Genomic DNA, 26,037 nt, shown 5'->3' with positions numbered 1-26,037 from the left:
ATCAGAATTTGGAGATCACTTTATAAAAATTGAAAAGCTCGAACCCGTCGGAGTTTATTTTCGGGGCTTTTTCAAATTTGAGAATGGAGCTGGTGTGCTGCTGGTTGTTTTTCTCCAGGAAATACAGCGACAGCGGTAATCCCTTCTTCTCTTTCAGTTTACTGGTGAATTTCTTTTTCATGGGAGCTATTTTTATGCAGCAATTCGGCTAATTTCTTTTCCAGGTAATAGTTGCAGGGATAAGATACCATGCCGAACTGACCTTCCGGGTTAATTTCGAGGAAGTGATAGTTCCCCTGCATGTCTACCATCAGGTCAATAGAACCTGTCCGGAAACGCAGTGATTTCATCAGCTGATCCAGCTTCCGTTCCAGGTCAGCCGGTAGTTTGTAGGGAACTGTTCTGTTGGGCCGCTGGTTGTCATAGTTCCGGAAGTCATCTTTTGTTTTCCGGTTATTCTGGGAAAAGATAGCCATAGAGTAGCACGCACCATCCAGGTAAAATGTGCGTATCTCAAACTTTTTTATAATTTTTTCCTGTACCAGCGAGGGAAAGAATTTTTCAGGTACCAGATGCAGATTGGCGTTGTTAATGGTTTTGGTGAGCATCTTGTACTGTCCACCCTCCGCATCTTCAAGGAAAATGCATTCGCTGACAGGCTTTACGATTAGTTCTTTGCCCTTATCCAGCAAATGCATAATTGCCGCTTTGGTAGTCACCACTTCTGTGAAAGGGGTGCTAATTCCGCATTGGCGGGCAAGGCTCAATACGTGCAATTTGTTCAGGTTATCTTCTGAGATGGGGTCATTGAGCCACTTATGGCGGTCAATAGTATAAAACAAGAGGGAATGAAGGCCGTTAAATTCATCTACCAGGAAACGTTTCAACGTGTACTGGGTATTAAAGTCCGTTTGTTTAAGACTGTATTTTACAGGGAAGCTGCTGATCTTTCTCCGGTACCAGACAGCAGCTACTTCGTTGTTGCCTGGCAGATCATCCAGGTTTTGAAAATGGAAGAAGTCCTCCCCATTCACCCGAAGGTAGGGTATCCGCAAATGGTTCATCCACTGGCAAACATGATCAGTGGTGCCTTCCAGGTGCGATTGACTTAATATGAGGATCTGTTTGGACATGGCGTACAGTTGATTACTGGTAGTAAGGACTACCGGTAATACCGGCAGTCCTGTAGTTTCCGGTCATAATAATGGCGGAAGGAGAGGTTGATTACTAGTCACGTTTGTGATCGCACAGGTAAACATCCGGACCTGAATAATGGGTGGGCGTGTGAATAGTGGTACCTGCGCTTTCGCCGGAATCAGACAGATCGGTTATCGCGTCAAGGGCGAGTCTGCCTCCTTTAATTGTTTCCAGAGATTCTACTTTCTTTGCATTCAGTTTTGTTAACTTGTCCATTGTTTTTAATTTTTAGAGGTTTACGTTTTGGGGGCTACTTGTTTGGATCATTCCGGGTGTCGGTTACATAATGCTGGCCGTTCCACGAAGCGTAGTTTTCCGTGGTTCTTTCCTGGTCGTCAAGAAAGTATTCAAGAGCCATTGCTCTGCCGCCTTTTACAGTTTCCGGTAATGCTACCTTTTTGGTAACCAATTTTTCTAACTGTTTCATGTTATGGTTTTTAAATCTGCCTTAAAATTAGCCGGCAAGGCCAATTCCACAGGGGCCGAAGGCATATTTGGCTGGTTACGATCCATATTCGTAGTATTTTGAGGAATAATTGCAGCGGGTAAACCACCAGGGGGGCGGTGGTTTCTATTTATTGTGGCCGGTTCCCGATTCTCCCTTATTGTATCCGGCAAACAACAAATGGGCGCAAAATATTATATTACACGCGGGTCTTAATAACGAATCGCTATGCGGATGATATATACCACGGAGACTTTCCGTGTACCTCAATTTTTCAGGATCATGTGTTATGTTATGAGTGTGCTTATGCTGGTACTGGCGGGTTTTTCCATTTCCCAGATCAATACATCCCCGATGTTCATCTTTCTCACTTTTATATTTTTATTCCTCGCCTGGTCAATGTTTGCCTATACCCGGTTACAACTGATCATTTCAGATGCTGCGCTGGTGTTAAAAGGTGGATGGAAGCCGCATGAAGTAAACTGGCAAACCATTACCAAAACAGATATGGCGGAAGTAGGCAGAAGACAGGACCTACAAATCACCGTCTATTACGCCGACCGGCGGTTGGTGATAGCCCGCAGCGTGTTTTTACCCCGGCAGTACCATGAAATATTATTGTTACTGGAGATGAAGCTGCCACCGGAAATATTTACCCCACGATACCAGCAGCTCAGAACCAAACTGGCAAAGCAGTAGCAATAAAAAAACCTGCACGCTGTGCAGGTTCTAAAAAGCTTCCACCATCCGTCCTCTCTAAATTACCCATTCAGTGGGCGTCTTACCGAATTTCTTCTTAAAAGAATGCGAGAAATGAGAGAGGCTTTCAAAGCCTAAGTCCAGGTAAATGGCAGATGGCTTTTTGTTCTTCTTTTCAATAAGATGCCGGGCTTCCTCCAGCCGTCTTTCTAATAACCATTGCCGGGGCGCCATCCCGAATGTTTTCTGGAAATCACGTTTGAAGCCGGCAAGACTTCTTCCCGTAAGCCGTGCAAATTTTTCAACGGGAACGTTGTAATGAAAATTGCCAAGCATAAATTTTTCCAGATCTATTTTATGAGGCTCCGAAAAGTCGAATAATAATTTACTGAGCCCCGGCATGGTATTCAGGAGAAGGTATACCGCCTCTTTTACTTTAAGCATGCCTACCGCACTGGTTACTTTTTCTTCCGGATGGCGAACATACGGAAGCACAGACTGGAAGAAGGCATGCAAAAAATCGTTTCCGGGAATAAGAATGCTGGATGGACCGGTATATTTCTGGTCTGTCTCTATCTGCTCCTCCAGGGCGATCTTCCTGAGCAAGTCTTCTTTCAGACAGATAACAATGGTTTGATAATCCTCACCCTCCAAAGGCATCTTGGTAATTTCCCCCAATTGATACTTTTGTATCAGCAACATTTCGCCGCGCCCCATTGAGATCTTCTGACTGGCAGTTTCCAGGGTAAAACGGCCCGAAACCTGCATTATCAGCATATTGTCCTCCAGGAATGCTACCTTCTCCTTTCTCATGGCCGAGAAATAAGAGTAAAAAAGGACGCCGGGAATTATTTCAGTTGGGTTCGTCATGATGTAAAGATATAAAACAGACGGGGCTTATGCACCATTCCCTTATCGCTGCAGGTAGGTTTCTCCAAGTATGGCGCCCGCTGAAAAATGCGTATTAAGCGTATTCATTTCATCAGGAGTAAACGCAATCTCCATTGCAGCTATGTTTTCCGGCAGTCGTGATCTCCGGCTCATGCTTACCAATGGCATAATGTGATCCCCCTGCGCATTCACCCAGGCGATTGCCAGTTGTGTTGGTGTGTACCCTTTCTCTTTTGCCATTTGTTTTAATATTTCCACTTTTTCGAGGTTCTTTACCAGGTTATCTCCCTGAAACCGTGAGAAGTGATGATGATAGGCATTAGCAGGAAGAGGCGCTTTCATTTCACCGGTGAGTAGCCCTTCGGCGGTGTTGGCAAATGCTACCACCCCTATACCCAGCTCTTTGGCGGTAGGAAGCAGGTCACTTTCTATCTGGCGGTCTGCCAGTGAATAGCCTATTTCCAATGCTGTTACCGGGTGGATACTATTCACCTTGCGTAACTGATCTGCGGTTATTTCAGAAACGCCCAGGTGGCGTACTTTACCCTCTTTGATCAGGTCGGCAACAGTACCAATCACATCTTCCACGGGAACGCTGTTATCGAGTCTGCACGGCTGGTAAAGATCGATTGTATCTATGCCTAAACGTACCAGGGAGTAATTGATGAAGTTTTTGATGGCTATAGGACGCAGGTCCAATCCAAGCATTTGATTGCCATAAAAGATGGCGCCAAATTTCACGCTTATAAAGGCATCGTCCCGCCTGCCTTTGATGGCTTTGCCTACAAGCAGTTCATTGTGGCCGCTGCCGTAGAAGTCTCCAGTATTCAGAAAGTTAATACCGCTGTCCAATGCCTGCTGAATGGTAGCAATACTTTCGTTTTCATCATTCTTCGGGCCTCCCCAAACGGGCGACATGCGCATACAGCCTAACCCGAGTTTAGAAACGAGTGGGCCGTTTTTGCCCAGGGCTATCTTTTTAATTGTTGTCATTGTTGCTATTTTATTGATTAACGGCACAAAGATCAGCTTTCGCATGCGATAGCAGCTTTCCTTCATGGCTCATTTTACTTGTCTGGATAGCTCACTCCCGGATTGCACATTTCCGGGAGATGTTTGAGTGCCATGCCAGGTCGCAAACAACCCTTGGTATTGTCGTATACGCCCCCTGCCCAAATCTGATTTTATTTCCATCTTTGTTATAAGATAATCAATCAACACAGTGGAGCAGCTACCACACTAAAAACGGGCGGAACCGAAAAGCCAGATGAGTAGGGACAAAATATATCTTATGGCAAACAACACTGTTTCACTACACAGGATGCTTAAAACATCTCCGGAAAAAGTATTCCGCGCATTTACTGACGCCCTGGCAATCGCTTCATGGCTGCCTCCTTATGGATTTCTGTGCACCGTCCACCAGATGAAAGCAGAGACAGGTGGTACTTTTAAGATGTCATTCCAGAATTTCTCCACCGGGAATAGCCATTCATTTGGCGGCGTCTACCTGGAAATCAAACCAAACGAATTTTTGAAGTACACTGATAAATTTGACGATCCAAACCTGCCGGGAGAAATGATCACCAGTGTATGGCTTCGTAAAACGATTGCGGGCACAGAAATAAAAATTACGCAGGAAGGAATTCCGTCTGCCATACCTGTAGAAATGTGCTATTTAGGTTGGCAGGAATCTTTGGAGAAGCTGGCTAAGCTGGTAGAACCTGAAATACCGGATGCATGATCCGCCTCATGGCCGCCAGATAATACCAATGCAAAAGACGAAGCCGCATAAATCGTAAGATCTATGCGGCTTTTGTTTGCCTTACTTTTTTTCATAGAGAATATAATCCGTTGCCAAAGGGTTTAGCCCGTTTTGTTTAAACTCAGTTGCAATTTGGCCCCTATGATAAGTGGAATGATTAATAACGTGAAACAATAATTCACAGATCTTTTTGTTAAAAGTCTTTCCTCCTTTTGTGTAGCTGACGGTACTGTTCAGATCAAGCGTGTCGATTATAAAGAAGGTATGTTCATGGTTTGCTTTATCAATATCCCTGAATTCGTGAATAGCATGATCCTCCCAAACTCCAAAAGCAGAGCGCCTGGCCTCAATTCTGTTATTCCAAATCTGATGGGCATTCAGGATGTGACTATAAAGTTTTTGCGCTTTTTCGGAAATTTTGTCTGTATTTGTATGATAAGCATCTCCCAATTTTTGGTTGATGTAGTAATTGTATTCAAATATCTCCTTAAAGAATGTTTTCATTGGTGGTAATCCAGGTTATGAGAAATCTGTTCGTTTTAACTTTGTTCACACACGCTCCGCTTTTCCTTCATTTTTTGTGGCCCAGACATAGGCCCTCCTGCTTGGGTATTCCACTTCCTCATACGGACGTCTTTCTATGGCATCAACTATACTAAAACCAGTTTCATAAAGTAGTGCTATTATGTCATCTGTTTTAAAGAAGAATAAATCAACATCAATTTCTTTGTCATGAGCTTTGTCAAAATGAACGATCTCATCTCCCACATGAAAAGAAAATAAAAAATCTCCCCCTGTTTTCAACACCCTGTTTATTTCTTCAAAACATTTCTTTACCTGGTCATTGGTGAAATGCACTATCGCATAGAAGGCAAGTGCACTTCCGAGAGATTCTGAAGGATAAGCGATATTCAACAAGTCGCCGGTTTCAAATTTGATCTGAGGAGAAAGCCCGCTGGCAGCACTAACCATCTCCGGCGACAAATCAACGCCGGTGATATCTTTTATGCCATTGTCGTACAGAAATCTTGTCGTTTGCCCTGGGCCACAGCCAAAGTCGGCGCATGGTCCTTTGTCTCTATTAACAAATGCAAATTCCTTCAACAGCAAGCGGTCAAAATGCTTTTTTGAGAGTTCATCCCAACGCTCAGCTGCATAGTCGCCGGCTACCTGGTTATAACAGCTTAATACTTTTTCCTGTGAATTCATCTTCATCTTAGTTTTCCAATACTAACCGAATCCCACCTTTTCCTATTCTTACCTTTTCTATTGCTTCATTCACCTGGGAGAATGGCATAACATCTACTGCGCTCTCAATATTATGCTTTGCGGCAAAATCAAGCATATCTATCATGTTCCTGCGACTACCCACATAATTTCCGTAAATAGTTCGTTGAGCATAATCATATAGCAAGCCAAGGTTAATGGGCTGCTTCTCCAAAGGTGTAGCCACTATACAAAATTTCCCCTGTGGTTTGAGTATTTTCAGAAAACCCTCCAGGTCATACGGTACATTTAATGTAGAGATAATAAAATCAAATTTCTTATTAATCGCTGTAAGATTATTGGGGTTTGAGGTAAGCACAAATTCAGCGCCCAACTGATTAATCATCTCCTTTTTTTCGGGGGAATGAGAAAAGGCATAAACCTGATGTCCCATCTTATTTAAAAACTGGATCGCCAGGTGACCCAGGCCACCAGCTCCCAGAACGCCAACAACGGAATTGGCTGGCAGCTGTGCTTTCATAATTCCTGAATACACGGTAAGGCCGGACGACAGTAAAGGAACTGAACCTACCTGATGCAGTGCCGGTGGTAGTTTGAATGCAAACCTGTTATCGACCACAATATATTCAGCCAAACCACCATAGCAATGCACACCAATTACTTTCTGCTGCGTACAAAATTGCTCGTTACCTGCTTTGCAAAACTCACAGTCAAAACAAGCCTCCTGCTGATAGCCAATTCCAACGCGATCGCCCACTTTTAAGCCGGCTACATTTGCGCCGGTTTCTTCCACAATTCCCACAATTTCATGTCCCGGAACAAGTGGAAATTTTGTATCGCCCCAATCATCACTTATGAATTGAACATCCCCTCTTGCAATAGCGCAATAAATAATTTTAACCCTCACCTCATTGGCGCCAACATTTCTTTCATAGTAAAATGGCTCCGCTTTTCCACCTTTCTCTTTAATTCCAAATGCTTTGATTTTCATAAATAGACCGGTGAATTTATAGATTTTTGATGTCTGTTGCTACCAGGTTAAGATCGTTTCCGAGTTGATGCCCTCCGGTTTCAATTTCTCGGAAAGTTGCCCCCGGGAGTTTATGCCTGTATGATGTAAAATGGTTAAACGGGACCTCTTCATCGTCCCGGCAATGGTAAAAGAAGATACGACTATTTTTTGGAAGATTTTCAGGGAAATCCTCCTGAAGTTTCAATCCCTGTACCCATTCCGCTTTACCACTCCAAAATGGCGTGGATACCAGGAAAATTCCGGCTGGCCTTTCCGGGCTTTCATTTTCAGCGAGGTATTTCAGCAGCAGTGATGCACCTAATGAATGTGCTACCAAAATAACCTCGTTTCTCAGGTTACCAATTGCTTCACCTATTTGCTTTATCCAACCAAAATCGGGAGCAGCATCATCCGTTTGCATTTGGGGATAGATTACCTGATAATCCTCTCCTAAGGCCTGTTGCAGGGATGCAACCAACTTTGCGTCTGCTTCGTAACCACCGTCGCCCCCGCCTTGTATAAAAAGTACTTGTTTTCTCATATCTTGCTATTCATCAATAAATCAGATCAGAATTAGCGTTTATCAACTTAACTGACTCCAGGAAAGAGTCTGAAACAAAGGTATACTCAGTGGTTCCATATAAGCCAGGAGATGCGGCAGGATTCAGTTTTATCTTTTCATTCCTCCATTGCTGCAAAATATCAATAATACTATTTTTCATATTTCGATACATGATTGAATCCTGGGGCCAATAGGGTTGCGGGCAACGCTCAAATATACGAAGTGATTTCTGCTAAACACGTCGATATTTTTTAATTACGTATTTTATAACTTTATCGATTGTATTTTATTGTCATTTTTAAAGAGCAAATGTTAGTTCTTAGCCTTGCTGAGAATTGGGCTTCTATAAGTTTCAGATTATAATTTACTATTACCAAACGCACCAATTTCTTATCTTTATTAAGATAATCCCATATCACAAATAAACCCCAAAAACTTATGGAAGCACCCAATATGGAAAGCCCTGCTCTCCCGCCTAAAACGAACCGGCCACTCTGGCAAAAAATCATTGCTGCTCTTGGAGCGAATCAAAGGTTTTTCTGGACTACATTCTGGTTACTTATTGCCTTTGTAATCCTGCTTTTGCCGCTGTTCTATGCCAACCTGGTTGGCAAAATCTTTCTTGCACCGGCATTTCTCTGGGCATTTGCCTTTTTAATGGTAGGCATAGTTACCGGTTTTATTTTTGGCGTACCTACTATTATCACCAGCGGCCCGTCTGCTGCTGATACGCAGCAACAGGCTATGAAGGACAATAAAAAGGCTGAAAAAATTGTACAGGCCAACACTAATCTCACACAAATATCGGATTGGCTAACCAAAGTAATCGTGGGGGCTGGGCTGGTTGAGTTATCAAAAATACCGGGCTTTATTGAAAGCGTGTCAAAAAAAATGGCGAAAGGAATGATGGTACCCGGAGTAGTAAATAACGAGGCATTTGCTGCGGTATTCTCCGGTGCTATTATTGTGCTTTTCTTAAGTTACGGATTCGTCTGCGGTTACCTGGTTATGCGGATTGTACTGACTGAAATTTTCAGTGACTAGTGGCTTCGTATCGTGGTCCCTGTATCTCAAAGGCAAAAGTTCACTACCTTTATTTCAACAGACACTCATTTTTAATGACAAATCATCCTGTCAACCCTTATATGGTAGAAACATGGCTTAAAGGCTGGTCAGCCGCACGGGGATTACCTGCACCAGACCGGGAAAATGGCGTACTCTTCGTAAACGTTGGTTGGCCTCAGCAAGCCATGCGTTATGTTTTTCCCAGCCCAACAGACCAATTGAAATATCTGGCAGAAACAATTGTTGATCCCTGGGTTTTCCTCAAAGTCTGCGCCAAGCCAGAAATTGTGACCGGATTACTACCTCCGCGTTGGGTTATTCAGGCTCCCGCTTTTATGATGACCTGTAACGCTCCAATGACATCACCCGGAACAGCATTACCAAAGGGTTACATCCTTGATATCAATAAGGAAGCAACAGTTCCTATTGTTAGAATATTCACACCCGAACATGCAGAGGCGGCAGTTGGCCGCGTGGTTTTCGTTGACGGTTTCGCCATATATGACAGGATTGAAACCCATCCGGATCACCGGAGAAAAGGGCTTGGAAGTGTAGTGATGAAAACACTGGAAACACTGGGAACAGCGCGTGGAATAAAGAAAGGAATACTCGTAGCCACAATAGAGGGCAAAGCACTATATGAAAAACTTGGCTGGGAGGTGTATTCTCCTTATACTACAGCCGTAATTCCCGGAATAATTGAATAAGATCTGCAGAGATGCCTTAATTAGCCTCAGGTGGCTTTAAAAAAACTTAAACATACCTGCCACCTTGATTGCTAATATACTGCATCTATTTTTTCCTCTTTAGGCTTTTCCTTCACCGAATTAAACTCCTGGAACCCTTCATAGGCATCAATAATACTGAGTTTGGGCCGACCAATAAAACCACCGGGAGCAATTGTACATTTCACGAAGTATGCTTTTCCCGGCTGGATGTTTATTGACACCTCATCGCGTGATTCTGTTCGTGCCGATATTCTGGCAAGACCGGCTTTATTAACTTTAATAAGATACCTGGAACTGTTTCTTATGCGGCATATTATTGAATCATCCAAAAATACATTATATGGAATGGACGCCCCCATATCCGGGCGATATACGTACAATAAAGCGTAGGTAACGGTTTCCGGAAGCAATATGCGCATCATTGAATCGAAAGCCTTTATTCGGCCGGTCATTACGCCAGCGATATCAGGATGGTAATAAACCTCTCCCGATAAGCGGTAGCAGGAATTAAACACATCAGGAGGCTTTATCTCCCTGATCTTAATGATGTTGCCCCCTGCTTTTATGGCCTGGGCTTTCGCCTGCTCCAATGTTTGCTCATATCCGCAGTCGACTTTAAAAACACCATCGGTTACTTTTATCTTACCAATCTTCCTGGCGCCATCCGGCAGAACATCTTCCTTATTGATAATTAAGACACCTGTAGTATCCGGGAAAGTGCTGCCATTGGCATGTAAGTAAATGTTCAGCAGGAGCAGCAAGGCAACTACTGATTTTGAATATAATTTCATTTGTATAGGCATCGAACTAATGGGTATTCCGGCTTTTGTATGAGAGCGCAATATTAGAAATTTATGCGCAGTTTTTTGCTTTTAACCGGATAAATTCTTATTTCAGTGTACAGGTTAATGTTCCATAACCAAGTTGATCGTACCCACCACTGTTAGGTCCGTAATTTCCGCCGCCGCCCTCTGGCCTTACTTTTTGGGCAAACCGCGCGCAATTTGGAGCAGCCAGTCCTTTACGGTTTACATAATGATTATACACCAGCTCCCAAACAGGGCGGGTATTTCCCCGGCTGCCACTGCTGATGACATTCTGCACCACGCCAACGCAATTGGTATAAGGTTTAAAGGCAACGGAGTCGCCTAGATTGTACGCAGCTACATACTCTGCACCTTTTAAGAAGCGGTTATTGTCGTAACCATACATATCGTCGCCCTGATTCCAGGCCATTTCGCAAAAGGTGCCCATTAAGCCTATGCCAAGAGTGGTGTGGCCCTGATCACGACCGCTTTCCTGCCACTGTCCCAGACCATCCGGGTGAATAAAGTAAATGGCATTTGCAATGGCACCGTTACCTGCACCATATTTAAAATAGCTGATCGCTTCGTTATAAATGTCCCGGTCGTCGCACAATACGCCGGTAGCCAGGATGGAATTCATGACACATAGGTCCCAGTTTGCATAGAAATGGCTCATACACCTCTCCTTTCTCGTCAGGAAAGCATGATTCATAGGATAAAAAACGTTCAGCATCATTTTCTGGAACCGGGAGAAGTCTGCCGGCGCCCAACCCTCGTACGTTCTCATAATTTCCGCCGCGTTGGCAAACTGATAGCCATACAATCCCGCGGCCAGGTTCGCGTCGTTGTTACCACCGATTCTCTTTAGTCTCGCCGACCATGCGTTCATGATTTGTATCGACTTGTCGGCATATTCCTTATCTCCCGAGATCTTCCACCTTAATGCTGTAGCATAGGCCGCAGCGATATCGTTATACAGCTGACCGTAGTTTTCACGATGGATGCCGTCACTGCCCCGGTAAACTGTATCCGCCGGATTGGGTTGCCAACTGAGCGCACTGTGTGAATTGGTGATCAGCTTATTCCAGCCTGATAGCCAGGGCTCCGCTCCTGCACCCACTTTACTTTTCATGCGGTCAAAATCCGACTGTTTATGTAATAATCCCGGGTGCACAAAAATAGTATCGTGATTGTTCAATGCCACCTTTTCTGTTGCATTGGTCATTTCTTTTCTACATGCTGTTGCCATGAAAAATAAAAATATTCCTCCAACAGTGCATAGTCTCATAGCGTTCATCGGTTTTTCAATTGTATAATTGTCAAAATTACAATAAATATATCTATAAGTAACGCAGCTTTCCTGTTGATATTTTCCAGGAATATTTTTTTTATGGAGAAGCAAAGTAAGTCGCTGTTGCCGCTATAGCTGAAGCATTATCGCCTTCTAATAGTTCTTCAGATTAATTTATATCTTAAAATCATTGCAAGAGAAAATAACGCTATTCAGAAATCAATAGGTAATCGCTACTTTTAGGCTGGAAATACGCATACGTTAACAAAAGATAATACCCAGAAAACAATGACAAAAATTGACCCGATAATAGCAGTAAAAGATGTTGAAGCCAGCTCAGTGTGGTATCAGCAGGTATTTGATTTTAGAAGAATACACGGTGGAAATGAGTTTGCTGTTTTAGTATCGGAAAATGACGAAATTGTACTCTGTCTTCACAAATGGGGAGAACATCATCATCCTACAATGACTAATCCAGCCATCCCTCCGGGAAATGGGTTAATACTTTACTTCAGGACAAAAAATATGGAGGCTATACGGGCTAAGGTTGAAAAAACAGGCAGTGTTATCGAAGAGGATATTCACTTAAATCCAAACTCATTAAGAAAAGAATTTTCGCTCCGGGACCCGGATGGGTATTATTTAATAGTAACTGAGTTTCACAAATATGAAGGTTGAATACCCATCATAAACGTAAAATATCATTTCAACGATACAATGTTATTCCGGATGGCATATAACACCAGGCCAGTAACATTACGTGAGCTCGTTTTCTGCAGCAGGTTATTCCGGTGTCCATTAACTGTTTTTACACTAATAAAAAGTTCCTGCGCAATCTCCTCTGCGGTATATTGTCTGCATACCAGCTGCAATATCTCTTCCTCTCTTTTAGTAATGGACAGGTTCTGGGGTTTGCTCCTGATAGCTCTCACCGTTCTTAGCTGCAACGCCTTCAACGCGCGTTCATTGATATAAGATCCCTTAGTATGCACGGCGATAATGGCTTCCTGTACTTCCTGTGGCGCACTGTCTTTCACCAGGTAACCATGCGCGCCGCATTGGATCAACTGGTTAATGAAATTCTCATCATCATGGACCGACAGGATAAGGATCTTCATTTCAGGATAGGTATCTGCGAGCGCCTGGGTAACATGTTGACCGCTGTATTCCTTGTCGCCATCCGGCGGCAGTGAGAGGTCGACCAACATTACGTCCGGGAGAACAGCGGCCTGGCGTAATTTATCCGGCACGGAGTAACCATCCGCAGATTCAAATATCACCTTCATATCCTGCCAGGTGTTGATAATGGCTTTCATGCCTTCTCTGAAAAGAACCTGGTCTTCCACCAATCCTATGTTGATCTCTTTTTTCATACAGTAAGTATTATGCAGATAATATTAATCGGACAATGGCGTAGTATCCGCCTGATTCCTGGTTACCCATTTCCAGTTTTCCGCCGAGTGCATTCACCCGGCCTTCAATATTCTTAAGCCCCAGCCCCTTGCCGGCATTGCCATCTGGCAGTCCTCTCCCATCGTCCGTATAATAACATACCAGTTCCTGACCATGCCGTAAAAGATCTATTCTTATCGATCTGGCGCCAGCGTGTTTAAGCGTATTGTTGATCATTTCCATGATGATGCGGAACAGGCCGAGGTTTACCAGCCAGGGGAGGTCGTCCATGCGGGCTTCACAACCAAGTTCGATCTTTATTTCACCGGCCTTGTTGACCTGCTCCGTTACCGACTCAAGCGCGGCCTTCAGCCCGAAAGATTCCAGCTGCGGCGGCATCAGGCGGTGGCTGATACTTCTCACACTTCCCAGCGCCGTTTCCGACAGTTGACGAACATACTGCAAGGACTCCTGCAATTGCTTCGTGCCATCAGCACTTTGTTGTTCAAGTACCATAAGATGCATGCGCATAATAGACATCACCGCGCCCAGTTCATCGTGCAGATCCTGCGCAATACGCTTGCGCTCTTCTTCCTGCGCCTGAATATTCGAGCGAAGCAGGTCGTGTTGGTAGATATTCTTCAATGCCTCCTGCCTGAGTTTCTGCATCGACAAATTCTTTTGGAAATGCAGGTTCAGGAACACTACCCCGGTACCAATGATGAACACAATAACCGCCAGTGGCAGCAATGCATTTAGAAAACTCAGGTCTTTGATCGCTTCCATAAGCCAATAAAAAAACAAGTGTACATGACAATGGAAAAGAATGAATGAAATATCCAGGCGTACAAATTCAAGCTCCTGCTTAAAGCCGTAATAACAGCACCAGAATAAAAAATCAGTATGCTGGAAGAGTAATAGATGAACAATCCTGAATTGATCCAGTTAAGGCTTTTGATATTCCGGCCACTCGTTTCTTTTACAATATCACTCAGAAAAAACCGGTAAGTGAATAATGCCAGGATCACAATGAGAATAGCCTCCACCGTTAATGCAATAGAGTTGAAAGTGTGAATAGGCTGAATGAACAGGGTGTTGATTATTGTAAAGAGCAGGAATAATATGGCGATGCACCATATTATTCCTGCATCTATGAATCCATTGAGCAATGTGTTATAGAACCATGCCAGGCAAAGGAAACCTGCCGCCACATATATATGCAGCAACGGCATGTTGTTTTTGCTGACGAACCAGAAAGCCAGGGAAATAAACTGGATGATACCCGACAGGAAAATAAACCATGAGAACACTTTCAGCTCACGGGGCAATTTGCTATAGTACACAGCAGCATACGTTACTGTGAATAAAATAGGTACATGTGATAGCAGTATGATCGTTTCTGAAAAGCTCATATATCAACGGTGTTCTTTAAGGGGACCCGGCTCCGGGCAGGTATTCGGACATGGGGCGTTGAGATCCAGTACGTACTTGTCGTAAGCAGCGATGCCCGTTGAATCGATATTTGCGAGGATGGGGTTTGCGTCTTTGTCGAGTATTACGTCAGTACCCGCGTTCCACTTGGCAGGGTCCTTTCCTTTCATGCAGGCATTATCCACCGGTACAACGTACAGCTTGAACCCTACCTTGTCCTGAAAACCCAGGTATACCCGGATATGTTTGAACCTGCATATAGATGAATCGGCGAGTTCCGGTGGCAGGCCCATGGCTGCCAGGAGGTCCACCGCACGGATGGTATAGGCTTCTATCGGCTCGGCGCCTTTCCAGTGGAGACGGCAAAGGCTGTCGTATGATTGAATACGCTGACGGGCCGTTACAAGGTTCACCAATACACGGCCAACACTGTCTGTGACCTGGTTGCAATCATTTTTGGTGGCGGTTCCCGGTTTGGCTGTGCCGGCGGACGGCTGATTTTTGCATCCCACGGCGAGCCCCACCAATAGGAGAAGAGGAAAGAGGTGCTGCTTCATTTTAAGTATTTTTTATAGGATTTGGTTAATAGTGCATAACAAAGATGCTGTAATGTAATTACAAAAAATGGAGCTGATACCCGGGCTTCTCAAAAACAGGTATAAATACCTGCTTCTTTTCTCAAAACAGACAATAATACCTGTTTTCATAAAGGCATGTGATTACTTAGTACCGAACATACATTTGGAGGATTAAAGAAAAAACAAATAAATTTGCGGCAAAAAACATGGAAACCCTGGCAAACAAAATCGGTATAGAAGAAGAAAAACAGCTCATCCTGCTTACTCTTAATAATTATCTTCAAGGACGTCCGGTACTGGACATTGAAAGGCTCCGGGCGGCGTTTCACCCTGATGCGTACATCAGGACCATCATAGAAGGAAAGTTAGTTCAGTGGACATTGCCGCAATACCTGGACCTGGTTGCCCAGGCAACATTACAGGAATGCCAACCCGAACTCCTTTCATATACCTGGGATGGAGATACCGGGTCGGCACACGTGCAATTAAGTTTTGCCACCTTTCGGTTCATTGACCGGTTTAACCTGATAAAGTTAGACGGGAAATGGCTGATCATGGATAAGGTCTCCTATCGACAGGAATTATCGTGAGTGGAAGTTGAGTAATTTACCAATGTATCGCCCGAACAGTGCAACGAAGCAATGCTGGCATTAAGAGATAGCATTGAAATCTGGGGTGGGAAATGGAAACTGATGATTTTCCGGGAAAATGTTGTCTAAAGAATTGAAAGATCTGGAAATGAATAAGCTTGTCAGCCGTACCGTACACAATACAAAACCAGTTATGGTAGAATATACTATTACTGAATATGGCAAGTCCTTCGTTCCTGTAGCAGAACAATTATTACAATGGGGTTTATCCCATCGTAAAATTATAAAGGAAGGTAGTTTGGATTAGCATCATCTCCCGTATCCGGATTAAGCCGATTGACCAGCAACGTCCCTTCTGTATCGTCGTGATTTTACTTCTCGTATTTATCACTAAATAAAATCATGAATGCTTTGTATACTCCTATTGCAAACAAGAGTAACGCCGTAAGAAACAAACCAATATATTGTGCCACCCACCCTATCAAAATGGCAACAATATGAATCTTCCCGTTATATGGCTCGAATACCTTGCCCGAATATACATAAACTGCAAATGCCCCGAAAATGCCAATCCAAAGTATTGCATACAGGATATCAAGCGGCTTTTTACTCATTTTGTTAAACTTCAACATAATTTTGGTTTTTAACGGCTCTAATAACTAAACAGGCCAATAATAGCGGCACTTTTCACACTAATATTTTCACATCAAAAATAGATGAGCCATGATTCAATTCATGCATCCGTTTTATATTCGAAAGTTATAAGCCGATATTCGCCCAAAATTTGGTCATATTCGAAAGAATAAAAATGGGGAGACAATTTCCAGAAATAGCGGCGAAATTATGCCCGCCCAATTTTGTATGTTTCTTACGGATTTTCTCTATTTTTAGACGAAACCAGCCAAATGACATGCCCGAAGTAAATAAACCAGGCTTCTGACCGACTACCGGTATAATACCATCGTTGTCCGGTTGTCCCCATCGTTTCAACTTAAAGATGCAGTCAAACTGACCATTGAAATATTCCATTTCACCCCCTGATTTATCGAACTGACGGTTGTGGTCTCCTGAGAATATCAATTTTTCCGTAAGTTTAACAATGAATAAAAATGAGCACCGTATTTGCTGGTACAGTTCCCTGCTGATCGCCCTGATGGTAAACTCACCAAAACTTTTAGCTTTGCGTGAAAATGGGCTCATGGCCAGGTACTGGCATTTTAATCCTTCTGAGCTTTTATTCCAGTTTGCATTTAACCTGCTTTTTTGTGTTCTTCTTTTCAGCGTTAATCTCCGCAGGGGAAAATGGCTGTCATCCTACCGGGAAAAGGAAAAGTATCTACTCTACGCTGTTTTCAACGTCCTCGTATTTTGTGTTTTATTGATTACCGGCACGGTATTACAACGGTTGTTTTTCCCGGGTCTCCAATTGACCCGCCTGATGTTCTCAGGTTCTTTCTTTCGACTGGGCCTGAGCGCAATATTGACAGCCATCATCGTTAAGATCATTTTGCTGATGCGTAACTCCCGGAGCATAACAGCCGAAAATCAGCAATTGAAAAATGCTTATCTGGCCTCGGAGTTACAATTACTAAAAGAGCAGATGAACCCGCATTTCCTGTTCAATTCCCTGAGCAGCCTTTCGGCAATAGTCCGTGAAAATCCTGAACAGGCTCAAAAATACATCCGTGATATGTCTGCTGTTTTTCGTTATGCACTGGTAGGTTCCCATACGGATCTGGTCCCCCTTACCGATGAACTGACAATGCTCAGATCATTTGCAAAACTTATTTCAATGCGGCTGGAAAATGCGTTTGAGCTCACAATCAATATAGCCGACGTGTACCTGCCGGTTAAAATACCTCATCTATCGTTGCAACCCCTGCTTGAAAATGCAGTCAAGCATAATGCAGCAACAGCTGAAAGACCATTACGGGTACAAATTGAAGTAAAGGATGGTCAGCTTATTTTCAGTAACAGCCTTTGGGAAATACCAACACCGGAAGCGAGCAATGGAATGGGCCTTGCCAACCTGAATGAACGTTTCAGGATCATGATCCACCATGAAATTGGAATCAGCCGGTCAGATACACATTTTATCGTAAAACTCCCTTTAAAACAATGACAAATATCCGTATAGTGGTCGTGGAGGATGAATCAGCGACTGCACGCAGCCTGATCCAAATCTTAAATGAAACAGATGAACACATCACTGTTGTTAAAACATTGGGTGACGTGTCCGGTGCGGTCACCTGGTTCAATGACCATCCCGGCTTCTATGACCTGATCTTTATGGATATCCGTCTGGCCGACGGCCTTTCGTTTGATATTTTCAAACAGACAACGATATCCCGTCCCGTTATTTTCGTGACAGCCTTCAACGATTACGCGATTACTGCCTTCAAGAACAACGGCATCGACTACATTCTCAAACCATTTGACCCCGATGAGATCAAAAGCGCCCTGGACAAGTATAAAAACCTGACCGGTGCTGTTGAGAAACCAGGCGGGCCGGTGCTGGCTGAACTATTGGCGCAACTTGGCAACCTGACCAGGTCTTATAAAAAATCCTTCCTGGTACACTACCGGGATAAATTGATCCCATTGGAAACATCTAAAATAGCCTGGTTCTATACAGCAAATGAAGTGGTCCATCTCCGCACCAGCGATGACAAACAATACGTCGTAGAGTCAACCATGGAGCAGTTGGAACAACAACTGGACCCAACATTATTTCTGAGGGTAAGCCGCCAGTTTATCCTCAATCGTAACGCTGTCACCGAGGCCGAGTTTTATTTCAACGGGCGTTTACTGGTCAAGGTAAAACCGCAGCCGAACGAACATATTATTGTCAGTAAAGCCAGGTCTGCTGAATTTAAAAAATGGATGAACAGCTAGGTCAGTTCATCCCCTGATTTTTCTATTTCACCGGGTTTACCAAGGTCTGAAATCTTCTTTTGAGTCAATTTTGTATCAAGCCATCAGGCCATTACAAACAAAAGACCAGGAAATGAAAAACGACATCGGACCCTACCGGATCTACGTATTATTGGTCGTAGCAGGACTTATCTCTGCTGAGATCATCTGGAGCTGGAAAAAAGACAAAGGCGCTTATCATGTAAAGGAGACTGTTTCCAATCTGGCTGTTTTTGCGGGGTTTCAGTTCTCTAAATACCTGTTTGCCGGTTACCAGTTGAGCATGCTCGTTTTTTTTGCCGGTCTCGCTCCGTTCAGGCTGCCGCAAAGCGGTTGGGTCTTCCTCCTCACCTTTATTACGGCTGATTTTATTTATTACTGGTTCCACCGGGCATCACACCTCTGGAAACCCTTATGGGCGTTTCATATGGTCCATCATTCAGCGATGCGTATGAACCTGACGGCTGCTTACCGGCTTAACTGGTTCTCAGCACTTGTCAGCCCCTTGTTTTTTATTCCGGCAGCATTGCTGGGGATGCCGCCTGATTTTATTGTAATCTCCTACTCACTCAATCTGGCTTACCAGTTCCTGCTGCATACCGAAGCTGTCGGCAGGCTTGGTTCCGTTGAAAAGGTAATGGATACGCCCTCATCACACCGCGTACACCATGGTAGCAATCCCATTTATATCGATAAAAATTTTGGAGGTGTCTTAATTATCTGGGACAGGTTGTTTGGCACCTACCAGCCGGAAACCGAGAAAGTAGTTTACGGCCTTACGACCGGCTTTTTAAGCCACAATCCATTCATGCTGGTCTTACAGGGTTTTATCGATTGGTTTAAGCCGGCCGGTTCAAAAAGCCCGATAGTGACTTCACCCCCATTATTAGACATTTCACCGGAAAAATGAAAACCAGGCTGCAAAAACACCGTCATACTTATAAACATCATCTTAAAATCAGACATTATGAAAAAGGTCATTTTAATCATTTGCCTCACCGCCGCTGGCATCGTAAATGCAAAAGCCCAGGCGCATGTCATTGTAGGGAAGCCTGTGGGTCGTGTAGTAGTGGCGCCTGCGCGGCCAGTTATTGTAAGCCTGGTAAGACGCGTGGTAGTAAGACCAGTTGTTGTTGTGCGGCCAGCAGTCGCCGTTGTACGGCCGGTAGCACGCGGGCGCGTAGTTGTTGTTCATCGCTGACCATCCAAACTACCGTCTCCAATTTACTATGATGGAAAAAGCATCTGAAAACCGGTTGTCGGTGACAATAATAGCAGTAGCTAAACATCTAAAAAATAAATTCAACAAATATGAGAAGCAGCAACACCACAAAGGGCATAGCCGCGGCACTGACCCTGTTATTTGTGCTGGTCAGCCTGATGGCTGTGGCACAGAATACTTCCCCAATGCAAGGTAAAACCCCGCAGGAAAGGGCAAAGTTCCAGACAGAAATGATGAAGAATAAGCTGGATTTAGACTCTGCGCAAGTTAGTCAGATTGATGCTATCAATCTGGAATATGCCATAAGGAATGAGCCGATCCTGAGAGGCGGCGACAGTAAATTTTCTAAGTTCAGACAGATCAAGTCATTGCAAAAAGAAAAGGATGCAGCGCTCAAAAAGGTCTTCACCGGGGAGCAATATAAACAATACCAGGCCATCCAGCTGGAGATGAAGACGCAACTGAAAGAAAAAAGAAAGGATCGGTAAGTAATAGCCGGGGTTCCGGACATCAGATTTAATGCATCAATAAAAAAGAAAAATGAAAAGGATACTATTCAGTTTATGCCTGCTGGCCTTGATCTTCTCAGGCTGTTCCAAAAGTACAAATGCGCCCTCAACCGAACCGGTCGATGATGATCTTGCAGGACCAATTTCCCGTCCATCCTCAGGATACGGCGCCGATGGTACATACGCCGTATCAGAGATTGATTTCCCCAACACTGAATACCCTGGGACCAATGTGACCATATTCTATCCAACGGGTATCTCCTCCCCGCGGCCAACGATCTTCTATTCGCATCCTTATGGCGGCGAGAGCAAGGAATATAACAGGGGGCTTTTCGAGTTCATTGCCAAAAAGGGCTATGTAGTTGTATTTGTTCCCTACGCAACCAATGATACCAGTATTGACCACCGCTACACAACTTTATGGACCGGCTTCACAAAGGCAGCGGCTGATTACCCCCGTATTATCGATACCAGAAAAGTTGGCTTCATGGGGCATTCCTTCGGTGGGGGCGCTTCGATCGGCCTGTCCTATAAAGCTTTTACAGAAAAAGAATGGGGCCGGGACGGGCGTTTCCTGTTTACAATGGCGCCCTGGTATAGTTACCAGATCACTCCCGCCCAGCTCTCCGGCTTTCCGGCCAATACGAAAATGATCACCCAGGTTTATGATGAAGATGTTTATAACGATCATAGAATGGCCATCGACATCTTTAAGAATATCAATATTTCCAATACTGAAAAGGACTACTATTACCTGAAATCTTCTACGGTGGCAGGCTATAAATATGTCACGAATCATACCCTGCCCAGTAGCCGTACCGCCTACGACGCATATGACTACTACGGCGTTTATCGTTTGCTCGATGCGCTGATTGATTACAGTTTCAATAACAGCGAAACGGGGAAAAATGTAGCGCTTGGAAATGGTTCAGTCCAGCAGGTAACCATGCCTGGATATAAAGGCGAATATATGGCTCCTCTTGAAGTTACTGATGCTCCTGTGCCCAGATACAGCCAGGACAAATACAAATTTAAGTGCAGCAGTGTGCTATACAATCCAAGAATAGCCCACTGCGAATAACTGTTAAAAAAAAGATGATGAAAAAGATAGTATTGCTGCTGATGGTTCTGTTCTCATTTGGCGGAGCCTGGGCCCAACAGTCATTTTCTCAGGTAGATCAATGGATCGACTCCCATGCCGGTGAAATGGGTGGGCGCCTGATGTTGGTTGTGTATAAAGATGGGAAAATCGTTTATAGCCATTCTACCAATCAAATGAATGGTAAACAGCGGACACTGATCAGGCTAATGGCCAAAAGACAGGGAAAACAGCCCGATCTTAACGATTATACTGAAACAACCCAACAGCAGATCGCCAGTTGCAGCAAATGGCTGAGTGCAGCCCTTATAATGACCTTTGTCGATGAGCATAAATTACAACTTACCGATACTGTCGGGAAATTCATACCCGTCCTTTCTAAACATGGGAAAGGCAGTATTACGATTGCAGATTGCCTGTCGCATATGACTGGGATCCTTTCCCCGGATTTAAAAGAAGACCTGAAAGTGATGAGGGAAGCCAAAAATATGGACGGGGTTATAGAACAGATTGCTGCCTTTCCCACAGAAGGACTTCCAGGAACAGTTTTCCGTTATAGCAATACCGGTCTGCAAATCGCCGGAGCAGTGCTCGAAAAGATCAGCGGAAGACGTTTTGAGACGTTGTTTGCCGAGCGCATCGCCGGGCCCCTGGAAATGAAAAACACGAATTTCGGGAATGGCGCAGTAGCCTTACCCGCAGGCGGGGCCGTTAGTACACCAGAAGATTACATCCACTTCTTAACTATGATTTTAAACAAGGGTGTCTTCCATGGGAAAAGGATTCTATCGGAAAAAAGTATAGACCAAATGCAGGCAAACAGAATAACGCCAGATGTCAGAGTAGCCTACACACCAGCCGAAGCCACAGGTGCAGGCTACGGTTACGGTGAGTGGATCATGGGTAATGGTACGGTCAGCAGCCCGGGCCTCTTTGGCAGTTATCCATGGGTCGATAACAACAAGGGATATTGTGCATTTTTAATGGCTTTCTATCTGAAGTCTGACGGGAGGCAAGCCCAATATGCGGAGTTGAGAAAACTGGTTGATGCTCAGATAAAGTAACATTCCAAGCACCCGTAAACAAAGAATAACGCAATCGCACTTTGATCGACTGGCAAACAGACCAAAACAACAAATCCCGCGACCAGAGCGAGCTTTGAGAATTCCCAGTGATCCCTGTGGTACGAATCTCGAACCAATTTATCCAAGAGTTAAAGAAATTGGCTGATTAAAAGAAATAAATACATTATAAAAATATTTTATGACTAATATTTACTGGAAAATACTGGCTGCCCAGGATTTGTACTTGGGAAATCCTGGTTATCTGGAAAACCGGCTAAAGGGGCGTAACAACGGGTCATAATGTATATAAAAGAAATAAAATGACCTCATTTTTTTTTGCGAAATTGAACTCAGTCGTATGTAGGTGGGGACGTCGCCATATTGCCAAGACACTGTTAGCGGCTGGCATACTTGTTTTAATGTTATTGCTATCTTGAGTAATATACTAAAACTGCACCGCAGGCAAACGCTTTACACTCTACAAGTTTTAACTCTAATTCGTTTTTTAAAGGATTGAAGGTTTGTTGTCCGTTACCTAATGCAGCAGGGTTTGCAAGCACATAATACTCATCGATTAAATCATGTTGTATTAATGACGATACAAATGAATCACCACCATATACAATAATGTCTTTCCCATCTTTATTTTTCAGTGCTTTTATTGCCTCTGCTAAATCGCCATTTATAATGATTGTATTGTCCCACTTGCTGTCCTTGAGGGTATTTGAAAAAACTGCATTTGGAATTTCTGCAAACCGTCTTCCAAGTTTGTGCTCAACATCATTGGGATTGTTTGCCACTTCAGTCCAATATGGAATAAACCCTTGCCCAGTTTTTCTCCCATGCAGAATGCAGTCCACATTGGTGAGATTGTCAATACTAAAGTCTGACATTCCGCTGTCCCATTTGTTGTCAAGTAAAATGTTCATTTGTAATTTTATCTTTCTCATTTTATTAGTTTTTACAAAAGTAACTAGGTCGTCTCACAACCCAGGTAGGCTATTGCGACATTTTAAGAGTTATTTGCGACAACTAACACGTGATATTTCATGACTAACATGAATCACATTAATCTTTAAAAAGAGTTTAAATATTAATTAATTTTATTATTTTTGGATCAGATGGAAGCCTTTACGTACACTGTTTTCTGTAGCAATTATGCTCCTGACCTATAACTTACTGACTTCAAAAAATAATCAAACAACCAATATTAAAAGTCCCTATTACAATGAACACTTATCTTATTATCGGTGGAATAGCCTTGTTATTTATTGTATATATGCTTGTGTTAAAAGCGAGGATGAAGAAATACAATAATAAACAACTAGAAAGTTTCAATACCAATCATTCAGACAAACCATTAACCGACGAACAGAAAAGACTACTGTCATTTGGCGGAATTTTGTTTTATTATAGAGGAGAGAAAATTCTTGGAATCAAACCAGAAAATAGTTTGAATGAATATATCGGCGGATTAAAGCAACAATGGGAAATAACAGATGAAACAGCGGCGAAAGAAACTTTAAATGGTTTAATATCATTGCAAAGAAGTAATGAATTTGAATCTATTTTCCTTCAGTCAACAAAAGAATTAAGCATTACTCAAAAAAATATTTCAAAAGGTTTAGGACTAGACCTGGATAGAGTTGCTCAAGTAAAATCTGCTTATGCCTGGGATATTTGCAGGGCCGTATCATTGGCAAAATGGTGCTACTGGGTAGGTTATTTAACGGAAAACGAAACCTGGGAAGTTATGAAAAAAGCTTCCGAAGTAGCAACTGCAAAAAGTGATAACTGGACAGACTATACCATTTCTTTTCTATTAGGCAGGACAATACAAGGGTTTGATTTAGATGAAATGATAGTAGAAAGCAAACAAATATTAACAAGCAAGGGGCCAGCATTGAGAAAAATTGAGGATGTAGATATATATGCAAAATACCCTTTTATAAAATCGTAAATCTTTGACAAGACACAAGGATAGATTCGAACTCCGCTTAAATACAGGATGCAGGGCTGATTCCAATAAGTTCCGATGTTTTATTTTGGTATTTCCTGGTTTGTTTTGCATCGGTTTGCAAACCATTACCCTCTTTACTGATAAGCATTTCAGAAAAAGGATACAGTAAATCTAAATTTAGATTTACTGTATCCTTTTTTGTATCCTTTCAGATCCATTTTGTATGATTTAGCTTTTAATGGTAAAAACAGAAAAGCCGCGTAAATCGTGCGATTTATGCGGCTTTGATACTGTTTGTATTCTTTGTTGTGATCCCCTTGGGACTACACCAATGCCTTATATATCGCGGCTTTTCAGGGGTTACAAAGTTAGTGTAACCTTTTTTGTCACCTCCCGGAATAGCTTCATTTGATCAGGTTTGAAAGAACTTTTTATCCACGCGAAGGTACGAAAGAAAAGCTAAAAGACCACAAAATGAATTAACCCTGATGGGCTACAATTCTTCATTCCAGCCATTTATTCCCTTGACCAGCCCTTAATATAACATGAATCTCAGGAACAACGACCCCTTGTTCTTACAGCGGAAGAAGCACACGGTAAACTGGCCGGCTTTGCCAATTGAGTCATTTTTGTACTCCGCTCTGATTTGGAACTATCCCTAAATCTACTGAGCCGCAGCCACCTGATACTGATGGAAACGGTTAATATATTATAAGAATTGATTAATATCTATCAAAAGTTTAAAATTTATAGAGATATTTTTGATGATATAATAAACTACCCCGCTAATATGAAGTCCTATATTTTGTCATGTGCATTTTTGCTTCTCTATCTGAGCTGCTTTGCGCAAAAAGCCTATAACTTTGGAGAGGGTATAGTAAAAATTGCTCACTATTTTGTACTAAAAAGGAATGTAGAAACCCCCGACACCGCCAGAAGTCTATTTACAAATTACACCTATTACATTAAAGGATCTAAGGTGTTGAAAAGAGAAACAGAAGACTTTTCTTTCAGTAGTACACAGCATACAACCAAAAAGCAAGATAACTCTTCCTTTCATACAGCTCTAACTGCCAAACTGGTTCAACCAGAATACTTACTGGATTTCCAAAATGATACAGCATACACCTTTTATAAGAAGAAAGGAAAGCAGATGATATCTCAAAGTCGAATCGAAGACCAACGATCTGAAATATTCTTCAGGGCTCTTTTATCACCAAAAAGAAACAATAATTGCATACTGCAGACCAATCAGAATAAAAATGGAGATACTTGTGCAGGTTACGGTTACGGGATTGTAGGAAAAGACACTGCATTCTTCCAGTATAGCATGAGACATTATCCCGTTCAGTCCCCACTCGCCTGCTTTTTCCCTGATAGCACGTCCCCCTTTATTACCTTGCTATGGCTGCCAACACCAGGAACGGACAAAGATGGTAAACCAATCAGTGGTTTCTCTGTGCTGACCATTAAGGAAGTTACTGATGTAAAACTACCAGATTCCTTGTTTACAATTCCAGCCGATGCCATTATGAAAGAAAATGTAACTATGGATGAAATGTACAACCCGAATATACCCTGACAGCTGAAATTA

General features: G+C 43.1%; 35 protein-coding genes. 16 read left to right on the top strand and 19 right to left on the bottom strand.

The window, feature by feature from the left end; translation table 11 throughout:
• Position 1: 1 nt before the first annotated feature.
• The 4 genes from B5Z18_RS26770 to B5Z18_RS32615 form a co-directional block, all read right to left on the bottom strand.
• Positions 2 to 181 carry a hypothetical protein gene (locus tag B5Z18_RS26770; protein ID WP_079472628.1) on the bottom strand — a complete coding sequence of 60 codons (180 nt, stop codon included), beginning with the start codon at positions 179 to 181 and terminating at the stop codon, positions 2 to 4.
• Complete coding sequence (gwsG, locus tag B5Z18_RS26765; protein ID WP_079472627.1) at positions 159 to 1,133, bottom strand: grasp-with-spasm system ATP-grasp peptide maturase; 975 nt, start codon at positions 1,131 to 1,133, stop codon at positions 159 to 161. Before gwsG ends, B5Z18_RS26770 begins: the two co-directional genes overlap by 23 nt.
• Positions 1,134 to 1,227: 94 nt before the next feature.
• Positions 1,228 to 1,413, bottom strand: coding sequence for a hypothetical protein (locus B5Z18_RS26760; RefSeq protein WP_079472626.1), 186 nt, complete (start codon positions 1,411 to 1,413; stop codon positions 1,228 to 1,230).
• 34 nt (positions 1,414 to 1,447) lie between these two features.
• The gene (locus tag B5Z18_RS32615; protein WP_159454443.1) at positions 1,448 to 1,624 is read right to left on the bottom strand and encodes a hypothetical protein; all 177 of its coding nucleotides are present in this window, start codon (positions 1,622 to 1,624) and stop codon (positions 1,448 to 1,450) included.
• Positions 1,625 to 1,936: 312 nt separating this feature from the next.
• On the opposite strand from B5Z18_RS32615, the gene B5Z18_RS26755 reads away from it, so the two are divergent.
• Positions 1,937 to 2,341: a hypothetical protein gene (locus B5Z18_RS26755; RefSeq protein WP_143313719.1), complete on the top strand. Its 405-nt coding sequence runs from the start codon at positions 1,937 to 1,939 to the stop codon at positions 2,339 to 2,341.
• Positions 2,342 to 2,398: 57 nt separating this feature from the next.
• Here B5Z18_RS26755 and B5Z18_RS26750 read toward each other — a convergent pair whose 3' ends face one another.
• Positions 2,399 to 3,211: a helix-turn-helix domain-containing protein gene (locus B5Z18_RS26750; RefSeq protein WP_079472624.1), complete on the bottom strand. Its 813-nt coding sequence runs from the start codon at positions 3,209 to 3,211 to the stop codon at positions 2,399 to 2,401.
• Positions 3,212 to 3,253: 42 nt separating this feature from the next.
• On the bottom strand, positions 3,254 to 4,225 hold the full coding sequence (locus B5Z18_RS26745; protein ID WP_079472623.1) for an aldo/keto reductase: 972 nt from the start codon (positions 4,223 to 4,225) through the stop codon (positions 3,254 to 3,256).
• 298 nt (positions 4,226 to 4,523) lie between these two features.
• Between B5Z18_RS26745 and B5Z18_RS26740 the strand changes: the two genes are divergently transcribed.
• Entirely contained in the window at positions 4,524 to 4,973 is a 450-nt protein-coding gene (locus B5Z18_RS26740; protein ID WP_079472622.1) for an SRPBCC family protein, read from the top strand.
• 81 nt (positions 4,974 to 5,054) lie between these two features.
• On the opposite strand, the gene B5Z18_RS26735 is transcribed toward B5Z18_RS26740, so the two are convergent.
• The 4 genes from B5Z18_RS26735 to B5Z18_RS26720 are packed head-to-tail and all read right to left on the bottom strand — an operon-like array spanning position 5,055 to position 7,774.
• Positions 5,055 to 5,498, bottom strand: coding sequence for a DinB family protein (locus B5Z18_RS26735; protein ID WP_079472621.1), 444 nt, complete (start codon positions 5,496 to 5,498; stop codon positions 5,055 to 5,057).
• Positions 5,499 to 5,543: 45 nt separating this feature from the next.
• The gene (locus B5Z18_RS26730) at positions 5,544 to 6,203 is read right to left on the bottom strand and encodes a class I SAM-dependent methyltransferase (protein ID WP_159454442.1); all 660 of its coding nucleotides are present in this window, start codon (positions 6,201 to 6,203) and stop codon (positions 5,544 to 5,546) included.
• Positions 6,204 to 6,210: 7 nt separating this feature from the next.
• Entirely contained in the window at positions 6,211 to 7,212 is a 1,002-nt protein-coding gene (locus tag B5Z18_RS26725) for an NAD(P)-dependent alcohol dehydrogenase (protein ID WP_079472619.1), read from the bottom strand.
• A gap of 16 nt (positions 7,213 to 7,228) precedes the next feature.
• On the bottom strand, positions 7,229 to 7,774 hold the full coding sequence (locus B5Z18_RS26720) for an alpha/beta hydrolase (protein ID WP_079472618.1): 546 nt from the start codon (positions 7,772 to 7,774) through the stop codon (positions 7,229 to 7,231).
• Positions 7,775 to 8,233: 459 nt separating this feature from the next.
• On the opposite strand from B5Z18_RS26720, the gene B5Z18_RS26715 reads away from it, so the two are divergent.
• A complete protein-coding gene (locus tag B5Z18_RS26715) occupies positions 8,234 to 8,839 on the top strand; it encodes a hypothetical protein (protein ID WP_079472617.1) in 606 nt (201 codons plus the stop codon).
• Between the two features lie 74 nt (positions 8,840 to 8,913).
• Positions 8,914 to 9,567 carry a GNAT family N-acetyltransferase gene (locus B5Z18_RS26710; RefSeq protein ID WP_079472616.1) on the top strand — a complete coding sequence of 218 codons (654 nt, stop codon included), beginning with the start codon at positions 8,914 to 8,916 and terminating at the stop codon, positions 9,565 to 9,567.
• 71 nt (positions 9,568 to 9,638) lie between these two features.
• Here the strand turns inward: B5Z18_RS26710 and B5Z18_RS26705 are convergent, their stop codons facing one another.
• Both B5Z18_RS26705 and B5Z18_RS26700 read right to left on the bottom strand, forming a co-directional pair.
• A complete protein-coding gene (locus B5Z18_RS26705) occupies positions 9,639 to 10,379 on the bottom strand; it encodes a hypothetical protein (RefSeq protein WP_079472615.1) in 741 nt (246 codons plus the stop codon).
• Positions 10,380 to 10,476: 97 nt separating this feature from the next.
• A complete protein-coding gene (locus B5Z18_RS26700) occupies positions 10,477 to 11,643 on the bottom strand; it encodes an alginate lyase family protein (protein ID WP_200817372.1) in 1,167 nt (388 codons plus the stop codon).
• Positions 11,644 to 11,973: 330 nt separating this feature from the next.
• On the opposite strand from B5Z18_RS26700, the gene B5Z18_RS26695 reads away from it, so the two are divergent.
• On the top strand, positions 11,974 to 12,363 hold the full coding sequence (locus B5Z18_RS26695) for a VOC family protein (RefSeq protein ID WP_079472613.1): 390 nt from the start codon (positions 11,974 to 11,976) through the stop codon (positions 12,361 to 12,363).
• A 23-nt stretch (positions 12,364 to 12,386) separates the two neighbouring features.
• Here B5Z18_RS26695 and B5Z18_RS26690 read toward each other — a convergent pair whose 3' ends face one another.
• From B5Z18_RS26690 to B5Z18_RS26675, 4 genes are read right to left on the bottom strand one after another with little or no spacing between them, the layout of a single operon-like run.
• Positions 12,387 to 13,058 carry a response regulator transcription factor gene (locus B5Z18_RS26690; RefSeq protein WP_079472612.1) on the bottom strand — a complete coding sequence of 224 codons (672 nt, stop codon included), beginning with the start codon at positions 13,056 to 13,058 and terminating at the stop codon, positions 12,387 to 12,389.
• 10 nt (positions 13,059 to 13,068) lie between these two features.
• Complete coding sequence (locus tag B5Z18_RS26685) at positions 13,069 to 13,863, bottom strand: sensor histidine kinase (RefSeq protein ID WP_079472611.1); 795 nt, start codon at positions 13,861 to 13,863, stop codon at positions 13,069 to 13,071.
• On the bottom strand, positions 13,842 to 14,489 hold the full coding sequence (locus B5Z18_RS26680) for a hypothetical protein (RefSeq protein WP_079472610.1): 648 nt from the start codon (positions 14,487 to 14,489) through the stop codon (positions 13,842 to 13,844). Before B5Z18_RS26680 ends, B5Z18_RS26685 begins: the two co-directional genes overlap by 22 nt.
• 3 nt (positions 14,490 to 14,492) lie before the next feature.
• Positions 14,493 to 15,065, bottom strand: a complete 573-nt coding sequence (locus tag B5Z18_RS26675; RefSeq protein ID WP_079472609.1) for a hypothetical protein — start codon at positions 15,063 to 15,065, stop codon at positions 14,493 to 14,495.
• A 227-nt stretch (positions 15,066 to 15,292) separates the two neighbouring features.
• Here B5Z18_RS26675 and B5Z18_RS26670 point away from each other — a divergent pair, with 227 nt between their 5' ends.
• Positions 15,293 to 15,676, top strand: coding sequence for a nuclear transport factor 2 family protein (locus B5Z18_RS26670; RefSeq protein WP_079472608.1), 384 nt, complete (start codon positions 15,293 to 15,295; stop codon positions 15,674 to 15,676).
• 118 nt (positions 15,677 to 15,794) lie between these two features.
• Positions 15,795 to 15,983, top strand: a complete 189-nt coding sequence (locus B5Z18_RS32860) for a winged helix-turn-helix transcriptional regulator (RefSeq protein WP_079472607.1) — start codon at positions 15,795 to 15,797, stop codon at positions 15,981 to 15,983.
• A gap of 64 nt (positions 15,984 to 16,047) precedes the next feature.
• Here the strand turns inward: B5Z18_RS32860 and B5Z18_RS26660 are convergent, their stop codons facing one another.
• On the bottom strand, positions 16,048 to 16,308 hold the full coding sequence (locus B5Z18_RS26660; protein ID WP_079472606.1) for a hypothetical protein: 261 nt from the start codon (positions 16,306 to 16,308) through the stop codon (positions 16,048 to 16,050).
• Positions 16,309 to 16,435: 127 nt separating this feature from the next.
• Entirely contained in the window at positions 16,436 to 16,876 is a 441-nt protein-coding gene (locus tag B5Z18_RS32755; RefSeq protein ID WP_200817371.1) for a hypothetical protein, read from the bottom strand.
• Between B5Z18_RS32755 and B5Z18_RS26650 the strand changes: the two genes are divergently transcribed.
• From B5Z18_RS26650 to B5Z18_RS26620, 7 genes are all read left to right on the top strand, one after another.
• Entirely contained in the window at positions 16,875 to 17,798 is a 924-nt protein-coding gene (locus B5Z18_RS26650; RefSeq protein WP_235016031.1) for a sensor histidine kinase, read from the top strand. The two genes, B5Z18_RS32755 and B5Z18_RS26650, sit on opposite strands and share 2 nt — an antisense overlap.
• On the top strand, positions 17,795 to 18,571 hold the full coding sequence (locus B5Z18_RS26645; RefSeq protein ID WP_079472603.1) for a LytR/AlgR family response regulator transcription factor: 777 nt from the start codon (positions 17,795 to 17,797) through the stop codon (positions 18,569 to 18,571). The genes B5Z18_RS26650 and B5Z18_RS26645 overlap by 4 nt, the downstream gene beginning before the upstream one ends.
• Positions 18,572 to 18,683: 112 nt before the next feature.
• On the top strand, positions 18,684 to 19,499 hold the full coding sequence (locus tag B5Z18_RS26640) for a sterol desaturase family protein (protein WP_079472602.1): 816 nt from the start codon (positions 18,684 to 18,686) through the stop codon (positions 19,497 to 19,499).
• A gap of 57 nt (positions 19,500 to 19,556) precedes the next feature.
• A complete protein-coding gene (locus B5Z18_RS32385) occupies positions 19,557 to 19,790 on the top strand; it encodes a hypothetical protein (protein ID WP_143313717.1) in 234 nt (77 codons plus the stop codon).
• A gap of 110 nt (positions 19,791 to 19,900) precedes the next feature.
• Positions 19,901 to 20,299 (top strand): hypothetical protein, encoded by a 399-nt coding sequence (locus B5Z18_RS26630; RefSeq protein WP_079472600.1) that lies wholly within the window; start codon positions 19,901 to 19,903, stop codon positions 20,297 to 20,299.
• Positions 20,300 to 20,351: 52 nt separating this feature from the next.
• Positions 20,352 to 21,401 (top strand): alpha/beta hydrolase family protein, encoded by a 1,050-nt coding sequence (locus B5Z18_RS26625; RefSeq protein ID WP_079472599.1) that lies wholly within the window; start codon positions 20,352 to 20,354, stop codon positions 21,399 to 21,401.
• 17 nt (positions 21,402 to 21,418) lie between these two features.
• A complete protein-coding gene (locus B5Z18_RS26620) occupies positions 21,419 to 22,483 on the top strand; it encodes a serine hydrolase domain-containing protein (RefSeq protein ID WP_200817369.1) in 1,065 nt (354 codons plus the stop codon).
• Positions 22,484 to 22,911: 428 nt separating this feature from the next.
• On the opposite strand, the gene B5Z18_RS26615 is transcribed toward B5Z18_RS26620, so the two are convergent.
• Positions 22,912 to 23,433, bottom strand: coding sequence for a dihydrofolate reductase family protein (locus B5Z18_RS26615; protein ID WP_079472597.1), 522 nt, complete (start codon positions 23,431 to 23,433; stop codon positions 22,912 to 22,914).
• A gap of 278 nt (positions 23,434 to 23,711) precedes the next feature.
• On the opposite strand from B5Z18_RS26615, the gene B5Z18_RS26610 reads away from it, so the two are divergent.
• Both B5Z18_RS26610 and B5Z18_RS26605 read left to right on the top strand, forming a co-directional pair.
• Complete coding sequence (locus B5Z18_RS26610) at positions 23,712 to 24,443, top strand: DUF1266 domain-containing protein (protein ID WP_200817368.1); 732 nt, start codon at positions 23,712 to 23,714, stop codon at positions 24,441 to 24,443.
• A gap of 790 nt (positions 24,444 to 25,233) precedes the next feature.
• Positions 25,234 to 26,025 carry a hypothetical protein gene (locus tag B5Z18_RS26605; RefSeq protein ID WP_143313716.1) on the top strand — a complete coding sequence of 264 codons (792 nt, stop codon included), beginning with the start codon at positions 25,234 to 25,236 and terminating at the stop codon, positions 26,023 to 26,025.
• Positions 26,026 to 26,037 lie beyond the last annotated feature (12 nt).

This window comes from Chitinophaga ginsengisegetis, assembly GCF_900168065.1.
GTDB lineage: Bacteria > Bacteroidota > Bacteroidia > Chitinophagales > Chitinophagaceae > Chitinophaga > Chitinophaga ginsengisegetis.
The sequence above is the reverse complement of the archived record's forward strand: the minus strand, read 5'-3'. Positions and strand labels throughout refer to the sequence as shown.

What these genes read in the sequence shown, in the direction of transcription:
- B5Z18_RS26675 (WP_079472609.1), bottom strand. Translation starts at nt 15,065, where the DNA reads ATGAAGCAGCACCTCTTTCCTCTTCTCCTATTGGTGGGGCTCGCCGTG.
- B5Z18_RS26700 (WP_200817372.1), bottom strand. Translation starts at nt 11,643, where the DNA reads ATGGCAACAGCATGTAGAAAAGAAATGACCAATGCAACAGAAAAGGTG.
- B5Z18_RS32755 (WP_200817371.1), bottom strand. Translation starts at nt 16,876, where the DNA reads ATGAGCCCATTTTCACGCAAAGCTAAAAGTTTTGGTGAGTTTACCATC.
- B5Z18_RS26645 (WP_079472603.1), top strand. Translation starts at nt 17,795, where the DNA reads ATGACAAATATCCGTATAGTGGTCGTGGAGGATGAATCAGCGACTGCA.
- B5Z18_RS26620 (WP_200817369.1), top strand. Translation starts at nt 21,419, where the DNA reads ATGAAAAAGATAGTATTGCTGCTGATGGTTCTGTTCTCATTTGGCGGA.
- B5Z18_RS26615 (WP_079472597.1), bottom strand. Translation starts at nt 23,433, where the DNA reads ATGAGAAAGATAAAATTACAAATGAACATTTTACTTGACAACAAATGG.
- B5Z18_RS26630 (WP_079472600.1), top strand. Translation starts at nt 19,901, where the DNA reads ATGAGAAGCAGCAACACCACAAAGGGCATAGCCGCGGCACTGACCCTG.
- B5Z18_RS26735 (WP_079472621.1), bottom strand. Translation starts at nt 5,498, where the DNA reads ATGAAAACATTCTTTAAGGAGATATTTGAATACAATTACTACATCAAC.
- B5Z18_RS26720 (WP_079472618.1), bottom strand. Translation starts at nt 7,774, where the DNA reads ATGAGAAAACAAGTACTTTTTATACAAGGCGGGGGCGACGGTGGTTAC.
- B5Z18_RS26740 (WP_079472622.1), top strand. Translation starts at nt 4,524, where the DNA reads ATGGCAAACAACACTGTTTCACTACACAGGATGCTTAAAACATCTCCG.
- B5Z18_RS26610 (WP_200817368.1), top strand. Translation starts at nt 23,712, where the DNA reads ATGAACACTTATCTTATTATCGGTGGAATAGCCTTGTTATTTATTGTA.
- B5Z18_RS26695 (WP_079472613.1), top strand. Translation starts at nt 11,974, where the DNA reads ATGACAAAAATTGACCCGATAATAGCAGTAAAAGATGTTGAAGCCAGC.
- B5Z18_RS32615 (WP_159454443.1), bottom strand. Translation starts at nt 1,624, where the DNA reads ATGAAACAGTTAGAAAAATTGGTTACCAAAAAGGTAGCATTACCGGAA.
- B5Z18_RS26715 (WP_079472617.1), top strand. Translation starts at nt 8,234, where the DNA reads ATGGAAGCACCCAATATGGAAAGCCCTGCTCTCCCGCCTAAAACGAAC.
- gwsG (WP_079472627.1), bottom strand. Translation starts at nt 1,133, where the DNA reads ATGTCCAAACAGATCCTCATATTAAGTCAATCGCACCTGGAAGGCACC.
- B5Z18_RS26745 (WP_079472623.1), bottom strand. Translation starts at nt 4,225, where the DNA reads ATGACAACAATTAAAAAGATAGCCCTGGGCAAAAACGGCCCACTCGTT.
- B5Z18_RS26730 (WP_159454442.1), bottom strand. Translation starts at nt 6,203, where the DNA reads ATGAATTCACAGGAAAAAGTATTAAGCTGTTATAACCAGGTAGCCGGC.
- B5Z18_RS26710 (WP_079472616.1), top strand. Translation starts at nt 8,914, where the DNA reads ATGACAAATCATCCTGTCAACCCTTATATGGTAGAAACATGGCTTAAA.
- B5Z18_RS26605 (WP_143313716.1), top strand. Translation starts at nt 25,234, where the DNA reads ATGAAGTCCTATATTTTGTCATGTGCATTTTTGCTTCTCTATCTGAGC.
- B5Z18_RS26660 (WP_079472606.1), bottom strand. Translation starts at nt 16,308, where the DNA reads ATGTTGAAGTTTAACAAAATGAGTAAAAAGCCGCTTGATATCCTGTAT.
- B5Z18_RS26680 (WP_079472610.1), bottom strand. Translation starts at nt 14,489, where the DNA reads ATGAGCTTTTCAGAAACGATCATACTGCTATCACATGTACCTATTTTA.
- B5Z18_RS26770 (WP_079472628.1), bottom strand. Translation starts at nt 181, where the DNA reads ATGAAAAAGAAATTCACCAGTAAACTGAAAGAGAAGAAGGGATTACCG.
- B5Z18_RS26670 (WP_079472608.1), top strand. Translation starts at nt 15,293, where the DNA reads ATGGAAACCCTGGCAAACAAAATCGGTATAGAAGAAGAAAAACAGCTC.
- B5Z18_RS32385 (WP_143313717.1), top strand. Translation starts at nt 19,557, where the DNA reads ATGAAAAAGGTCATTTTAATCATTTGCCTCACCGCCGCTGGCATCGTA.
- B5Z18_RS26625 (WP_079472599.1), top strand. Translation starts at nt 20,352, where the DNA reads ATGAAAAGGATACTATTCAGTTTATGCCTGCTGGCCTTGATCTTCTCA.
- B5Z18_RS26760 (WP_079472626.1), bottom strand. Translation starts at nt 1,413, where the DNA reads ATGGACAAGTTAACAAAACTGAATGCAAAGAAAGTAGAATCTCTGGAA.
- B5Z18_RS26685 (WP_079472611.1), bottom strand. Translation starts at nt 13,863, where the DNA reads ATGGAAGCGATCAAAGACCTGAGTTTTCTAAATGCATTGCTGCCACTG.
- B5Z18_RS26650 (WP_235016031.1), top strand. Translation starts at nt 16,875, where the DNA reads ATGGCCAGGTACTGGCATTTTAATCCTTCTGAGCTTTTATTCCAGTTT.
- B5Z18_RS26690 (WP_079472612.1), bottom strand. Translation starts at nt 13,058, where the DNA reads ATGAAAAAAGAGATCAACATAGGATTGGTGGAAGACCAGGTTCTTTTC.
- B5Z18_RS26725 (WP_079472619.1), bottom strand. Translation starts at nt 7,212, where the DNA reads ATGAAAATCAAAGCATTTGGAATTAAAGAGAAAGGTGGAAAAGCGGAG.
- B5Z18_RS26705 (WP_079472615.1), bottom strand. Translation starts at nt 10,379, where the DNA reads ATGAAATTATATTCAAAATCAGTAGTTGCCTTGCTGCTCCTGCTGAAC.
- B5Z18_RS26750 (WP_079472624.1), bottom strand. Translation starts at nt 3,211, where the DNA reads ATGACGAACCCAACTGAAATAATTCCCGGCGTCCTTTTTTACTCTTAT.
- B5Z18_RS26755 (WP_143313719.1), top strand. Translation starts at nt 1,937, where the DNA reads ATGAGTGTGCTTATGCTGGTACTGGCGGGTTTTTCCATTTCCCAGATC.
- B5Z18_RS32860 (WP_079472607.1), top strand. Translation starts at nt 15,795, where the DNA reads ATGTTGTCTAAAGAATTGAAAGATCTGGAAATGAATAAGCTTGTCAGC.
- B5Z18_RS26640 (WP_079472602.1), top strand. Translation starts at nt 18,684, where the DNA reads ATGAAAAACGACATCGGACCCTACCGGATCTACGTATTATTGGTCGTA.